Here is a 14,067-nt window from a genome sequence, read left to right as displayed (position 1 = left end):
AATGACAGTCAGCTACTGGAACATTTCTCCGGGATAGGCGCCCCAAAGCTTGTCCTGCCTCACATAGCCTCTGGCAGAGTGCTCCCGGACCGAAACACGGCACCACGTTCCGGTGCAGGATTGCAGCGAGACCAGCACGTGCGGCTGCAGCTCTGCGATTGCGCTGGCGGCGGGATTCGGATCGGTGCGCAGCATGGCATTCTTCGTCAGCCATGGGGCGATTACGGCCGTACGTGTTCCGGAGAGCAGGGCGCTGTGCATCCAGCCGGTCACTCCGGTATCATCGCGGACCTGTCGCCAATGGCCGTATTCGTCGATGATTTCCAAGGGAAGACCCGGCTTCATATAGATCCACTTCGTGGCATAGATCGTCGACGGCCCGACGCGCATGCGTGCTTTATGGGCTCGGAGCGAAACGTAGCGCGGGATCGGCAAGCCCGTCTCGCGCCCCTTGTTCCAAGCAATGGCCGTGGCCGCTGCCGGCTTGACCGGCATCGCTCCTGCCAGAGTGGCGGGGCTCAGGAAGATGAGAGCAAGGCCCAGGCTGGCCCATATTGTTCGACGGTAAGTCAGCGACTTCCTCCTGAGTTATCTCCCGGCCGAAGCACTGTAATGGTTCGATTCTTGCCAATTGGTTTAGAGGGCCGGGCTTCGGTTTGTGCCCAGACACGGCGCTCCTGTGAGGAAATAAAGGAAGTGGGTAGTCGTATCCTATTCTCTTTATTTAAAAATCAATATTCTCTAATATATAAAATAAAGTATAATTCCTGAATAAACAGGGTAAATATTCGTAGTTAATCAGGTTTTAACTCCTTTTCATCATTATCCCTGTCATGTCTTTTCAATTGGCAAGCATTTGCTGTGCCAAGGGCAAGAAATTTGGAGCCAAAGCCATGATGAAAACCCTGATGGGGGCACTTGCCACTTTGCTTGTCGGCACGTCGGCCTTTTCTGCTGATCTCTATACACCGGAACCGGTTCAGCCCGCGCCGGAAGTGACCGTCGCTCAATCCAGCGGCTGGTATCTGCGTGGCGATGTCGGTTATGCCTTCACGAACCTGCGCGGTGCCAACTACTTCCAGGGTTCCAATTCCAGCCTGGTCGATTTCAACAGTGCCAAGCTCGATGGCAATGTGACGCTTGGCGGCGGTGTCGGTTACCAGATCAACAATTACCTGCGCACGGACTTGACGCTCGACTATCTCTTCAAGTCGGACTTCAAGGGCTCCACGAAGGGCGATTGCGGCGCCTGCGGCCCGGGCTTTACTCCGACTGCGGCAACCTCTCGCGATCTAGCCTCTCTGACGGCCTATAGCTTGCTTGCCAACGCTTATGTCGATCTCGGCACCTACGGCATCTTCACCCCCTATGTCGGTGGCGGTCTCGGTGGCACCTATGTCAAGTGGAGCAATCTGAAGAACACGTCCTGCTCGGACGCCAATCCGGATTCCTGCGACGGGTCGGTCACGCATAACGGCCGCGGCAGCTGGCGCTTCACCTATGCGCTGATGGCCGGTACGTCCATCGACCTGAGCTGCAATCTCAAGGCCGATGTTGGCTACCGCTATCGCCACGTCCAGGGCGGCGACATGTTCGGTTACAACGAGAATGGCGGTCCTGGCTACGACAAGGGTCTGAACCTGCACGAAGCCCGCATCGGTGCCCGCTACACCTTCGGCGGCTGCCAGACCGCAAGTTACATGCCGCCGGCCGATATCCCGGTCCAGCCGTCGGTCTACAAGTAAGCAATATCCATTCCACCTTATTGAAAAGCCGCCCGGTTTCTTCCGGGCGGCTTTTTCTTTTTCCCTTTCCGTTAAGTAATTCCCTGCTGCTTTAAAGCTTCATTAACCATGAATTCCCTATGGTTAATGAAATGAAAATGGCGGCTTTCCCGCATCGGACCCTCTTTCGAGGATGTCGCAAGGAAGCGCAAGCCAGCCGATTCGATGCGCGGGCGTCGGCCCGAGGATGGAAGGCGAGGGGTAATGATCCGTTTTGATGCTTTGGCGCTGGCCGCAGCGATGGCAGGCGCATCGGCGGGTATTGCCTTTGCGGCCGATGCAGCACCGCCGGAAATCAAGATGCCGGAGGTCAGCGTCAAGGATGCCAGGGGATGGTATGTACGCGGCGATGTCGGCTATGCGGTCAACGCCAGCCGCACGGATACGAGATTTCGTGCCTATGATCCGGCTAGCAGCGATTACAGTTCGAGCAGCTTTGATTCGACCCGGTTCGGCGGGGATTTTTCAGGCGGCCTCGGTATCGGCTATCAATTCAACGATCTGTTTCGCGCCGACGTCACCGGTGATTTCTTCAGCGGTGATTTCAATGGCCGCATTTCGAGCGATTCACCCTGTTCCGGCGGGGCCGGCGGCACGGGATGCTCCACGAAGGCCCGTTCCTCCTTCAGGGCCGGCAGCCTAATGGTCAACGGCTATGTCGATCTCGGGACGCTTGCGGGTTTCACGCCCTATGTCGGCGCCGGTCTTGGTGCCACGCGAGTGTCCTGGAGCAGCGTCAATGCCACCGGCTCCTGTCTCGACGGCGCATCGGGTTGCGGTGGCGCCGCATCGGTCAGTGCTCGATATCCCGGCGACAGCGACTGGCGCATGACCTATGCCTTGATGGCGGGTGTCGCCTATGAGGTCGCGCCGAACGTCAAGGTCGATCTCGGCTATCGCTTCTCCCATATCGCCGGCGGCGACATGTTTGGCGGTTCTGCGGCCAGCGCCGGCGCTACCACAGGTCGCGACGGGGCATTGTCGCGTCACGAAATTCGTGTCGGCCTGCGGATTACCACCTGGTAAGGCTTATCGCCTATGGCGTCGTCAGCACATAGGCGATGCGCCGAAAGAAATCCAAGGTTCGAAAAATGTGCGCTGGAAAACGCCGCAGGGCAGAAGATTTGGCCGCTCGATAATCGCGGCGCCAACCGATCATGGTCGTTCTCTGCAGCCGGCTGAAACCGGCAATATTGGCGCGCGTGCTGACGATGGATATATGCATGTCCCAGCCGCGCTCGACAGCCACATCCCAAGGCAAGGACATCACCGAGAGCGATTTCACGATCTTCTCGGCGCCACGGCGCGTGACGAGATAGCAGGCTGTGGAACCCTGTGGGCCGAACAGGCAACGTCCGACGATATCTCCCTTGAGGCTGCGCGCCATGGCCCGAAAGCCGTTCCAACGGTGATTGACAAGCTTGATGAGATCCGCGGCTGGCGCGGCCTCCTTGGCTGCGGTGGCGCGTGCCAGGAAATCGGCATCCAAGGCGACATCGTCTTCGATGATGATGGCCATTTCGTCGCCATTTGCCAGAAACTGGCGAAGCGCCATCAAGTGGCTGCGGTAGCAGCCGTATTCGCCGGGCAGAATGGTCCGGCCATGCCGGCGCTGAAAGCGGTCATGGTCGACATCGATCCATTGGTCGCGCGGGACGAGAGCGCCGTCGACGCCATCGATGCGTTCGAATCGGAAGCCGAATTCATCGCTTTGCCGCTGGATCTCCGCTAGTCGCTCTGCCGCGCGATCGATATTGATCAAATAGACCGGCATAGCCTGTACAGGCATCAGAGGGTTTTCGGCGAGTGCAGTTAGAGACATCGAGCACACTTGTTATTTCTGTCGGCGCAAAATTGGCGCGCGCACCGTCTTATATGATTGCGCGTCTGCACGGAATCCAGTTTTTATGGAGCCAAATTTGGCTTATTTCCATTGCGCGTAACTTGCATGCCATCACACTTTCTGCACGACTTCGTGAGAGAGCGCCATCCGTAATTTTTGCTATTGCGCTTGCGGGCGGCTTCCAATATATCCGGCGGCGGGACACTCCTCCCCAACGAGGAGCTTTCTATCTGAGAGGATAGCATTATGACTAAGCTCGCCAAGCCGGACATCCGTCCGAATAATACCCATTTCTCTTCTGGTCCATGCTCGAAGCGTCCCGGTTGGACGCTTAACGCTCTTTCCGACGCGGCCCTGGGTCGCTCGCACCGCGCGAAAGTCGGCAAAGCCAAGCTGAAGCAGGCCATTGATCTTACCCGCGAAATTCTTGAAGTGCCGGCGGACTACCGCATCGGCATCGTTCCCGCGTCGGACACCGGCGCCGTCGAAATGGCGCTCTGGTCGCTGCTCGGCGAACGTGGCGTCGATATGGTCGCCTGGGAAAGCTTCGGCGCCGGCTGGGTTACCGACGTCGTCAAGCAGCTGAAGCTCAAGGACGTCCGCAAGCTCGAAGCCGGTTACGGCGAGCTGCCTGATCTTTCCACGATCGATTTCGATCGTGACGTGGTCTTCACCTGGAACGGCACCACTTCCGGCGTCCGTGTTCCGAACGGCGATTTCATTCCGGCCGACCGCAAGGGGCTGACGATCTGCGACGCCACATCGGCGGCTTTCGCTCAGAACCTCGATTTCGCCAAGCTCGATGTCGTCACCTTCTCCTGGCAGAAGGTTCTGGGCGGCGAGGGCGCTCATGGCGTCATCATCCTGTCGCCGCGCGCCGTCGAGCGTCTGACCACCTATCAGCCCGCCTGGCCGCTGCCGAAGATCTTCCGCATGACCAGCGGCGGCAAGCTCATCGAAGGCATCTTCACGGGCGAGACGATCAACACGCCGTCGATGCTCTGCGTCGAGGATTATATCGATGCTCTGCTCTGGGCCAAGGATCTCGGCGGTCTCAAGGCTCTGATCGGCCGTGCTGACGCCAACGCCAAGGTCATTCACGACTTCGTCGCCGCCAATGGCTGGATTGCCAATCTCGCCGCCAAGGTCGAGACACAGTCCAATACGTCGGTCTGCCTGAAGATCGTCGACAAGGACGTTGCTGCTCTCGATGAAGACGGTCAGGCGAATTTCGCCAAGGGTCTGGTCGCGCTCCTCGAAAAGGAAGGCGTCGCCTATGACGTCGGCCACTATCGTGATGCCCCGTCTGGCCTGCGTATCTGGGCCGGCGCTACCATCGAGGCTTCCGACATGCAGAAGCTGATGCCTTGGCTCGCCTGGGCTTTCGAAACGCAGAAGGCAACGCTCTCCCAGGCTGCTGCCTGACGTTTGAAGCGTTTACGGCTCCGCCGATAGGGCGGAGCCCAGCATTCCGAATTCATCGTTACCCGACCTTTTTCAGGAGGCCTACCATGGCACCTCGCGTTCTCGTATCCGACGAACTGTCGGAAACCGCCGTCCAGATCTTCCGCGATCGCGGCGTCGAAGTCGATTTCCAGCCGCAGCTTGGCAAGGACAAGGACAAGCTGTTCGAAATCATCGGCAATTATGATGGTCTCGCCATCCGTTCCGCCACCAAGGTGACGGAGAAGATCATCGAGGCGGCGAAGAACCTCAAGGTCGTCGGCCGCGCCGGCATCGGCGTCGACAATGTCGATATTCCGGCCGCATCGCGCCGCGGTATCATCGTCATGAACACGCCGTTCGGCAATTCGATCACCACGGCCGAGCATGCCATCGCGCTGATGTTCGCCGTTGCCCGCCAGCTCCCGGCTGCCGATGCCTCGACCCAGGCCGGCAAGTGGGAAAAGTCGAAGTTCATGGGTGTGGAAATCACCGGCAAGACGCTCGGCATCATCGGTGCCGGCAATATCGGCTCCATCGTCATTGCCCGCGCCCTCGGCCTGAAGATGCACGTCCTTGCCTACGACCCGTTCCTGTCGAAGGAGCGCGCCGAGGAAATGGGTGTGACCAAGGTCGAGCTCGACGAGCTTTTCGCCGGCGCCGACTTCATCACCCTGCACGTGCCGCTGACCGACAAGACCCGCAACATCATCGACGCCAGCGCGATCGCCAAGATGAAGCAGGGCGTTCGCATCATCAACTGCGCCCGTGGCGGCCTCGTCGATGAGGCAGCTCTTGCCGCCGCAATCAAGTCTGGCCATGTCGCCGGCGCTGCGTTCGACGTCTTTGAAGTCGAGCCGGCCAAGGAAAGCCCGCTGTTCGGCCTGCCGAATGTCGTCTGCACGCCGCATCTCGGTGCCTCCACCACGGAAGCACAGGAGAACGTCGCGCTGCAGGTGGCCGAGCAGATGGCCGATTACCTCGTCAAGGGCGCCGTCTCCAACGCCATCAACATGCCCTCGATCACCGCCGAGGAAGCGCCGATCCTGAAGCCGTTCATCAGGCTTGCCGATGTTCTCGGCGCCTTTGTCGGCCAGGTCACGGATGATCCGATCAAGGAAATCGAAATCCTCTACGACGGCGTCACCGCGAACATGAACACCAAGGCCCTGACGAGCGCGCTGCTTGCTGGCCTGATCCGCAATCAGGTCGCCGACGTCAACATGGTTTCGGCACCGATCATGATCAAGGAAAAGGGCGTCGTCCTTGCCGAAGTGAAGCGCGACAAGACCGGTGTCTATGACGGCTATATCAAGCTGACGGTCACCACCGACAGCATGACGCGTTCCGTTGCCGGTACTGTCTTCTCGGATGGCAAGCCACGCTTCATCCAGATCAAGGGTATCAACCTCGATGCCGATGTCGGCAACCACATGGTCTATCTCGCTAATACCGACGTACCCGGCATGATCGGCTTCATCGGCACGACGCTCGGCTCCGCTGGCGTCAACATCGCCAACTTCCAGCTCGGCCGCGACAAGCAGGGTGGCGACGCCATCGCGCTGCTCTATGTCGATGGTCCGATCAGCGATGAGGTGCTTGCCAAGCTGACGGCGCATCACGCGATCCGCCAGGCCAAGCCGCTGGTATTCAACGTCGACTAAACCTCTTCGCCTCTACCAGGGGCGAAGACATTCATCTGCTCCTCCCAAGAGCCAATCCCGAAACCCGGTGCGACGCAAGTTGCGCCGGGTTTCTTTCATTGTTGCAAGGGTTGTGGATAAGTCGTTCCGGCGGACTATCGAGCTTTGCCAAACGGGCCTATCTCTTTGCCATGGAGGCTTTGCGGAAGAACATTCTCGGGGAAGGAATGGGCACGCCGATCGAGTGGTTGGCAAAGCCCGTCTCGATTGCGATCGTGCTTTTTGCGCGGGCGATTACCGCGGTGAGGGCAATCTGGCCCGAGAGCGGCATGAATACCCGCCGCTGCATCTATTTCGCCAATCATTCCAGCCATGGCGATTTCATCCTGATCTGGGCGGTATTGCCACCCAGGTTGCGCCGGCGCGTCCGGCCTGTTGCCGGCGCCGATTATTGGCTCAAATCCTCTTTGAACAGCTTCATAGGCCGCGACGTCTTCAATGCCGTGCTGATCGAGCGGGACCGCGAGGCGCGCAAGGAAGATCCGGTGACGCAGATGACGCAGGCCTTGGATGACGGCTCATCCCTGATCCTGTTTCCCGAGGGCACCCGTAATCTGACCGAGGTGCCGCTGCAGCCGTTCAAGAGCGGGCTCTTTCATCTCGCCCAGGCTCGCCCGGATATCGATCTCGTTCCCGTCTGGATTGACAATCTCAATCGCGTCATGCCGAAGGGCGAGTTCGTGCCCATTCCGCTGATCTGCACCGTTACCTTCGGCGAGGCCCTGCATATCGGCGAGGCCGAAGAGAAGGCGGATTTCCTGGCGAGGGCCGAAGCGGCCCTGCTGGCGCTTGCGCCGAAGCGGGCGGGGGATTGAGCATGAGTGCTGCCAGCGCCGATCTGATCCATCTCGTTCTCGGCATTTTCGGCGTGCTGATCGTCGCCTCCATCGTCGGCTATGTGCTCGAACAGCGCCTGTCGCCCGATGGATCAAATGCGGCGATCGAAAACCTGAATGCGCGCATCAAGGCCTGGTGGGTGATGGTGGTGCTGATCGGCATCGCCTTCGTGGCCGGACGGGCCGGCGTCATCCTGCTTTTCGCCTTCTGCTCCTTTGCGGCGCTGCGTGAATTCGTGACGTTGATCAACACAAAGCGGGCCGACCATTGGGCGCTGGCCGCCGCCTTCTTCGTCGCCGTTCCGGTGCAATACTATCTGCTCTGGGCCGAGCAATACGGCATCTATTCGATCTTCATTCCTGTCTACGCCTTCCTGTTCATGCCGATCATCGCGGTGCTGCGCGGCGATACCGAGCGGTTTCTCGTGCGTATCGCCGAGGTGCAATGGGCGCTGATGATCTGCGTTTTCTGCGCCTCGCACGTGCCGGCGCTGCTGACGCTGCATATTCCGGGCTATGAAGGCCGCAACGTGCTGCTGATCGCCTTCCTGGTGATCGTCGTTCAGCTCAGCGACGTCCTGCAATATGTCTGGGGCAAGCTTTTCGGAAAGACGAAGATTGCGCCGCGGTTGTCACCATCGAAGACGGTGGAGGGTTTTGTCGGTGGCGTCATCAGCGCTTCGCTGATCGGCGCGGCGCTCTGGTGGGTGACGCCGTTTACGCCGCTGCAGGCTGGGCTTCTCGCCTTCGTCATCACGATCATGGGCTTCTTCGGCGGGCTGGTGATGTCGGCGATCAAGCGCGATCGCGGCGTCAAGGATTGGGGCCATCTCATCGAGGGGCATGGCGGGCTGATTGACCGGCTGGACTCGGTCGTCTTCTCCGCGCCGATTTTCTTCCATCTCGTGCGCTTCTGGTGGTCTGTGTCATGAGCGGAAGGTTGAAAGCACTTGCCGGCAGCAGCATCGTGCATGTGCTTTTCGCCTTCCTTGCCATGGGCGGCTGGGCCGTCTTCGCCAATCGTGCGCATCCTATGCCGCGGCTTTTGATTGCTGGCGTCGTGCAAGGTGTGATTTCTGCCTGCCTGACGCTGTTTCTGAAGTCGGTGGTCGAAGCTTTGTCGCGACGGTTCAGCGGCTTCACACGCCTTTGGGCGCCGCCGCTGATCGCCTGCCTGGGCTCGGCAACCATCCTGATCGTCATCCACGCGCTGAGCGGCACGCCGGAGATCCTGAAGACCATCGCCGTGCCGCTGCTGGTCTCCTCCAGCTATGCGGCGATCTACAATTATTCGATATCGGGCGGGACGTTGCGAAACCATGAGAGGTGAGGGGCCATGACAGGCGAGGGCCAGGCAGGCAAGGGAACCGGCGACAGGCGGCCATTGGCAAGCCGCAACACGCGCTGGGCACAGACGCTGGCGCGGCGCATGACGGTGCTTTCGGTAACGCCGAACCAGATCTCGCAGGCGAGCATGGCCATGGCGGCGCTGGCGGGGGCTTCATTCTGGCTTTCCGGCCTCGTTGATGGTGTCGGGATGCGGGTAATCCTGCTGATCCTCGCCGCGCTGTTCTGCCAGCTGCGCCTGCTCTGCAACCTGCTTGATGGCATGGTGGCGGTCGAAGGCGGGAAGGGCGAGGCCGACGGGCCGTTCTGGAATGAGTTCCCAGACCGCGTCGCCGATATCCTGATCTTCGCAGGGATCGGCTATGGCATCGCAATGCCGGGTCTCGGCTGGGCAGCCGCCGCGCTTGCGGTGTTGACAGCCTATGTCCGCGAGCTTGGCCGCGCCACCGGCAATCCCAGCGATTTCGGCGGGCCGATGGCCAAGCAGCATCGCATGGCGGTGACCACGGCCGCCGCTTTGCTCTCGATCGTCGAGGCACTGTGGAGCGGCGGCAGCTGGGTTTTGACGATCGCGCTCTGGATCGTCGCTGTCGGATCGGCAGTCACCGTATTGCGGCGCAGCCGCAATCTGATCGGTCATTTGAAGGCAAAGGGTTGATTCGCGATTTCGCCCACCCCTTGCATGGCTTGGCAATCCTTTCTATATCCGTCCACAATTGAGGCTGGCCGCAGAGATTGGCCAATAGCCCCACATGATGAAAATTCGCCGCTTTTGCATGGCATCTGGCGGCAAGATGCATGATCCCGAAAAGTGTGCAGCGGTTTTTGGATCAGATCATGCGAAATCAAATCGTGAGAGCGTGACGACGTTTCGACGAAAGGTCATCCCGCTCAAGACAGCATCGAAGATCGTTCAAGACTGGCGGCAACGACCGTGAATACACTGGATTTTGACAAGAGGCCGGAAGATACCCGCGTCGTCGTCGCCATGTCGGGCGGTGTCGACAGCTCCGTCGTCGCCGGCATTTTGAAGCGGCAGGGCTATGATGTACTCGGCATCACGCTGCAGCTCTATGACCATGGCGCTGCCGTGCATCGCGCCGGCTCCTGTTGCGCCGGCCAGGACATCGACGATGCGCGCCGCGTCTGCGAGACGCTCGGCATCCCGCATTATGTGCTCGACTATGAAAAGCGTTTCCGCGAGACCGTGATCAATCCTTTCGCCGAAAGCTATGTCGCCGGCGAAACGCCGATTCCCTGCGTCGCCTGCAATCAGACCGTCAAGTTCGCCGACCTTCTGTTGACCGCCAAGGAGCTCGGCGCCGATGCACTGGCGACCGGCCACTACATTCGCTCGCGCCCGAACCCATCCGCCGACAATCCCGGCCGCCGTGCGCTTTATCGCCCGGCCGATGCCGATCGCGACCAGAGCTATTTTCTCTTCGCAACCACGCAGGAGCAGATCGACTATCTGCGCTTTCCGCTTGGCGGCATGCCGAAGGCCGAGACGCGCGCGCTTGCCGAGGAAATGGGCCTCGTCGTCGCCAAGAAGGCCGATAGCCAGGACATCTGTTTTGTGCCGCAGGGCAAATATTCCGACGTCATCGCCAAGTTGAAGCCGAATGCGGCGCTTGCCGGCGAGATCGTCCATCTCGATGGCCGCGTGCTCGGGCAGCACGAAGGCATCCTGCATTACACGATCGGCCAGCGTCGCGGCATCGGTGTTGCCACCGGCGAGCCGCTCTATGTCGTCTATCTCGATGCCCGCTCGCGCCGCGTCATCGTCGGCCCGAAGGAGGCGCTGGAAACGCATCGCGTCTATCTGCGAGATGTCAACTGGCTGGGCGATGAGCCGTTGCTGCAGGCGGCTTCCGGCGAGGGCTTTGCCTGTTTCGCCAAGGTCCGCTCCACCCGCGCGCCGTCCCCGGCCGTGCTGCATGCCGATGCCAGCGGCATCTATGTCGACCTCACCGTTGGCGAGGCCGGCGTGGCCCCCGGCCAGGCCTGCGCGCTCTATTCGGCACCCGGCGACGACGCCCGCGTCTATGGCGGCGGCTTCATCGAGCGCTCGGAGCGCGAGCCGATGGCGGAAGCTTCCTTGAAGGCGCTGCTGGCAAGCCCGGTCGCGGCTTGAAAGAGAGATAAGCTCGGTTTGGAGAAACCACTGATTTTTCCAAATCATCCGCTTGACACCAAGCCGAGCCGCACCTTATAAGCCGCTCAACCGACGGGCCAGCGCTTTTCGAGTGACGGTTCGTTTGACCTTCGTGTTTGGTGTTTGACACCGAGCGCGGCGTGGCGGAGTAGCTCAGTAGGTCAGAGCAGAGGAATCATAATCCTTGTGTCGGGGGTTCAAATCCCTCCTCCGCTACCATGCTTCCCCCAACAGTTTTGCGTGATTGCCCAAGAGAGCGCCTAGGTGGCCGATAACCTCGGCTTCAACGCCTCCGTCTGCCCGATCGTCAAGACTTTCCAGGCGCTCCGCCAATTTATCGACGGATGCGGGATTCTGCTCGCCCTGCAGAACTGTCCGTCGAAAACGGTGTCGCGTGTGCCCCCAAGCGGCCTAACGGCAGCACCTGCCGTTATCGGCAGTCAATGCGCTAATCCATACGGAGTAAGCATATTTGCTTATCCTGCAAACCTTTGACCACCAATCGAGCTTGTGAAATGCTTCCTGAGCACGTGAAGGAGGCGTCATGGGGAAGCCGGTCCGCAGCGTATATCTGATCTTCATCGCAATGGTGTTTTCGCTCGCGGCCCACGGTGCGGGGTCATGCAGCTCGCTTGATGATTTGAATCCTGTGACGCAAACGAAAAAAGCGATAGACAGCGTTAAGAACGGAAATGTGCCACCGCCGCCCGGACCATTGCCGCATCCGAATGTGGTCGTGCATCCGAAAGACGTTATTACGCCGGTTCACTCAAGCATTTCTGATGTGCCCCTCGACCCCGGTTCGCTCGCTAACGCGCTTGCACCAGGTGTCGTGCACGAGATCAACAAGAAGGCTTTCGACCTTCCCGTGAAGGCCGTAACCTGGCCTATAGACGTTGCAAGGTCGGGGTTTCAAAAGATTGCCGACAAGGCAAAGCAGGAAGCAGACAGCTTGTGGAAACGCTTGCTCGACCTGATCCACAATAATCTTCCACTTGCGGTCGCTTACGTTGCCGGCGGCCTGGTTCTGTTAATGGCCGTCGGTACATTCCTGGGAATGGCCTTGTTCAAGTTGGTCGCATCGCTTTTCATGCTTTTCGTCTTCATCTCCCGAAAGATGCTGCGTATCAGAAGCTCTTAACGATCCGCATAGGTCACTTCAGACAAAGGCTGAATTCAGGAACCGGCTGCGCCGATCCCTTTGGGGCCATCGAGACGAGCGACGTCGTCATCCAAGGTCCGTACTGCCGCTGCCAAGGTTGCTAGTGCCGACATCATGAGGGCATGGTCCTGGCCTTCCTGGGATTGCGACTGGGCGAGAGCAAGAGCTCGATCATGAAGCTGCTGGCTGATTGTATCGAGCCGATCGATAGTGTCTTGGTTCATAGCCGTCTCCTTCACAAACCATTTCGACAGAGCGCCATATGCTTGGGCTATCTGGTTGGGAATGCACGGTGCGGCTTATTTGTTCCAGGCAAACCTGATCGATGGTGCGGCAACTACGATCCGGGATATCTCCGACAATTCCATATCGATCAGGTTTGGCTGGGAGCTCTTCCGGTACCTATATTTTGCAAGGCGGCCATAGGTATTGGTCGGCGAGGGACGGCCCTCATACAAACTCGACACCCATGCTGTTGATTTTTCGCCAGCGCACTGCGCAGGCCAACAACCTCTCGTCCGAAAGTTGCAGATTGAAGGCGTTGGGTGCGGCGAGTGGGTTTTCGATTTGGATCATGGCGCCGGTATCGGACAGGTTTCGGACGAGGCAATCGAAGACCGAGTGGCCGTCGTTAAATATGATTTTCGCGCCGAGAAGCGTTCGCTTTCGGGTGGCTACCCGGCCTTCGGGTGAGAATGCCGTCATCGCGCTGGCTCCTTGATTTATATTTTCACTAATATGGCATGTTCTAATATCGAAGATATTAACGGGACGTAGCGAATTGAGCGCTTTCCACCTGTCATAGACAGCGAAGGGGAGTGGCTGCTATCGGCAAGATGCCGGCTGGACGGAGGCGGGCGCAGCCCGGTGCATCGGTACCGCCATGTCTTCGGGAGGCTGGCCTCCGGCGTGATCGCAAGCGGAATATCTCGGCAGAGTCGGATGAAGGTGGGGAACCGGCGAACAAGTCGCCGTCAATTGCGTTGTATTTTCAAACAGCCAATGGAAATCCACGCAACATGTCTTGCAAGACGAAACACGCTCTGGCACCGTGCCGCCATAGGGGATCGGGATTTTCAATGAGATTGTTTTTGGCAGCGGCCACCATGCTGGTGATCGCCAATTCCGCGATGGCTGCAGACGACGCCGTGAGCAACGCGTTCCGGGTCTGCAAGATGATCGACAATACCGGCTTGTTTACCGCGCCGTGCCAGGTTTCCAGCCGGAGGTACGCCGTCATGGCGACCATAGATCTGCCGAGCGCCGATGCCAGAAAGGCCTGCGCGCAGATTACCGGCGTGGTTTCGTCAAAGGGGCTTCATTTTCCCGGAGGAGAATGGACCGTGCAGATCAAGTCACCGACCAGCGGCGACAAGTCCATCGCATTTTGCAGATTGCCGAAATAGAGCAATTCCAGGAAACTGCGTAGCGGTTTTCCGTCCGGCATTGCATAAAAAACAAAGAGATAGAGCGTTTTCGCAATTCGAGGAAAGCGGAAAGACTCTAACACTGTCAAGCCGAAGCGTTCAGTTCCTCTTCGGCATAGGCAAGCTGCAGTTCCATCTGGACCGCATGCATGAAGAGGCCGGCTTGCCGCGAGATTTCGCCGTCTTCCACTCCCTGTTCGCGCAAGGCGTTGGCAAAGATTGCCATTTCCGAACGCCAGAAGCGGTTTGCCGCCTCGCCATTTAGCTGCTGAAGGGCTGTGGCACACCGCCTGACATCACTGGTACGCCTGTCGGCCGGGAATGGTAGAAGCGACATATTCTCTCCGTCATCGGCAGGGCGAATCGC

General features: G+C 59.2%; 16 protein-coding genes and 1 tRNA gene. 12 read left to right on the top strand and 5 right to left on the bottom strand.

Annotation, left to right across the window (positions count from 1 at the left end):
- Positions 1–12: 12 nt before the first annotated feature.
- Positions 13–495 (bottom strand): SH3 domain-containing protein, encoded by a 483-nt coding sequence (locus GA0061103_RS14575; RefSeq protein ID WP_245304751.1) that lies wholly within the window; start codon positions 493–495, stop codon positions 13–15.
- A gap of 398 nt (positions 496–893) precedes the next feature.
- Between GA0061103_RS14575 and GA0061103_RS14570 the strand changes: the two genes are divergently transcribed.
- Together GA0061103_RS14570 and GA0061103_RS14565 are read left to right on the top strand one after the other, a co-directional pair.
- Complete coding sequence (locus tag GA0061103_RS14570) at positions 894–1,745, top strand: outer membrane protein (protein WP_092712254.1); 852 nt, start codon at positions 894–896, stop codon at positions 1,743–1,745.
- A 243-nt stretch (positions 1,746–1,988) separates the two neighbouring features.
- Positions 1,989–2,810: an outer membrane protein gene (locus tag GA0061103_RS14565; protein ID WP_092712252.1), complete on the top strand. Its 822-nt coding sequence runs from the start codon at positions 1,989–1,991 to the stop codon at positions 2,808–2,810.
- Positions 2,811–2,820: 10 nt separating this feature from the next.
- Here the strand turns inward: GA0061103_RS14565 and GA0061103_RS14560 are convergent, their stop codons facing one another.
- On the bottom strand, positions 2,821–3,573 hold the full coding sequence (locus tag GA0061103_RS14560; RefSeq protein ID WP_092712250.1) for a glycosyltransferase family 25 protein: 753 nt from the start codon (positions 3,571–3,573) through the stop codon (positions 2,821–2,823).
- A 300-nt stretch (positions 3,574–3,873) separates the two neighbouring features.
- On the opposite strand from GA0061103_RS14560, the gene GA0061103_RS14555 reads away from it, so the two are divergent.
- The 9 genes from GA0061103_RS14555 (at position 3,874) to GA0061103_RS14515 (ending at position 12,252) form a co-directional block, all read left to right on the top strand.
- Complete coding sequence (locus GA0061103_RS14555) at positions 3,874–5,052, top strand: phosphoserine transaminase (RefSeq protein ID WP_092712248.1); 1,179 nt, start codon at positions 3,874–3,876, stop codon at positions 5,050–5,052.
- Between the two features lie 86 nt (positions 5,053–5,138).
- Positions 5,139–6,734 carry a phosphoglycerate dehydrogenase gene (serA, locus tag GA0061103_RS14550; protein WP_068400412.1) on the top strand — a complete coding sequence of 532 codons (1,596 nt, stop codon included), beginning with the start codon at positions 5,139–5,141 and terminating at the stop codon, positions 6,732–6,734.
- 206 nt (positions 6,735–6,940) lie between these two features.
- On the top strand, positions 6,941–7,588 hold the full coding sequence (locus tag GA0061103_RS14545) for a lysophospholipid acyltransferase family protein (protein WP_092712246.1): 648 nt from the start codon (positions 6,941–6,943) through the stop codon (positions 7,586–7,588).
- A 2-nt stretch (positions 7,589–7,590) separates the two neighbouring features.
- A complete protein-coding gene (locus tag GA0061103_RS14540; RefSeq protein ID WP_092712244.1) occupies positions 7,591–8,541 on the top strand; it encodes a phosphatidate cytidylyltransferase in 951 nt (316 codons plus the stop codon).
- Positions 8,538–8,939 (top strand): hypothetical protein, encoded by a 402-nt coding sequence (locus tag GA0061103_RS14535; protein ID WP_092712242.1) that lies wholly within the window; start codon positions 8,538–8,540, stop codon positions 8,937–8,939. Before GA0061103_RS14540 ends, GA0061103_RS14535 begins: the two co-directional genes overlap by 4 nt.
- 6 nt (positions 8,940–8,945) lie before the next feature.
- Complete coding sequence (locus GA0061103_RS14530) at positions 8,946–9,614, top strand: CDP-alcohol phosphatidyltransferase family protein (protein WP_092712241.1); 669 nt, start codon at positions 8,946–8,948, stop codon at positions 9,612–9,614.
- Between the two features lie 276 nt (positions 9,615–9,890).
- Positions 9,891–11,090 (top strand): tRNA 2-thiouridine(34) synthase MnmA, encoded by a 1,200-nt coding sequence (gene mnmA / locus GA0061103_RS14525; protein WP_092712239.1) that lies wholly within the window; start codon positions 9,891–9,893, stop codon positions 11,088–11,090.
- Positions 11,091–11,253: 163 nt separating this feature from the next.
- Positions 11,254–11,330: transfer RNA gene (locus GA0061103_RS14520), tRNA-Met, on the top strand.
- A gap of 325 nt (positions 11,331–11,655) precedes the next feature.
- Positions 11,656–12,252 (top strand): hypothetical protein, encoded by a 597-nt coding sequence (locus GA0061103_RS14515; RefSeq protein WP_092712237.1) that lies wholly within the window; start codon positions 11,656–11,658, stop codon positions 12,250–12,252.
- Between the two features lie 35 nt (positions 12,253–12,287).
- Here the strand turns inward: GA0061103_RS14515 and GA0061103_RS14510 are convergent, their stop codons facing one another.
- The gene (locus GA0061103_RS14510; protein ID WP_069611809.1) at positions 12,288–12,497 is read right to left on the bottom strand and encodes a hypothetical protein; all 210 of its coding nucleotides are present in this window, start codon (positions 12,495–12,497) and stop codon (positions 12,288–12,290) included.
- 226 nt (positions 12,498–12,723) lie between these two features.
- The gene (locus GA0061103_RS14505; protein WP_092712235.1) at positions 12,724–12,978 is read right to left on the bottom strand and encodes a PilZ domain-containing protein; all 255 of its coding nucleotides are present in this window, start codon (positions 12,976–12,978) and stop codon (positions 12,724–12,726) included.
- A gap of 386 nt (positions 12,979–13,364) precedes the next feature.
- On the opposite strand from GA0061103_RS14505, the gene GA0061103_RS14500 reads away from it, so the two are divergent.
- Complete coding sequence (locus tag GA0061103_RS14500; protein ID WP_245304750.1) at positions 13,365–13,679, top strand: hypothetical protein; 315 nt, start codon at positions 13,365–13,367, stop codon at positions 13,677–13,679.
- 106 nt (positions 13,680–13,785) lie between these two features.
- Here GA0061103_RS14500 and GA0061103_RS14495 read toward each other — a convergent pair whose 3' ends face one another.
- On the bottom strand, positions 13,786–14,037 hold the full coding sequence (locus GA0061103_RS14495) for a DUF6074 family protein (protein ID WP_092712231.1): 252 nt from the start codon (positions 14,035–14,037) through the stop codon (positions 13,786–13,788).
- Between the last annotated feature and the right edge of the window lie 30 nt (positions 14,038–14,067).

The organism is Martinezella multihospitum (assembly GCF_900094585.1).
In the GTDB taxonomy this organism is placed as follows: domain Bacteria; phylum Pseudomonadota; class Alphaproteobacteria; order Rhizobiales; family Rhizobiaceae; genus Rhizobium; species Rhizobium multihospitium.
The sequence above is the reverse complement of the archived record's forward strand: the minus strand, read 5'-3'. Positions and strand labels throughout refer to the sequence as shown.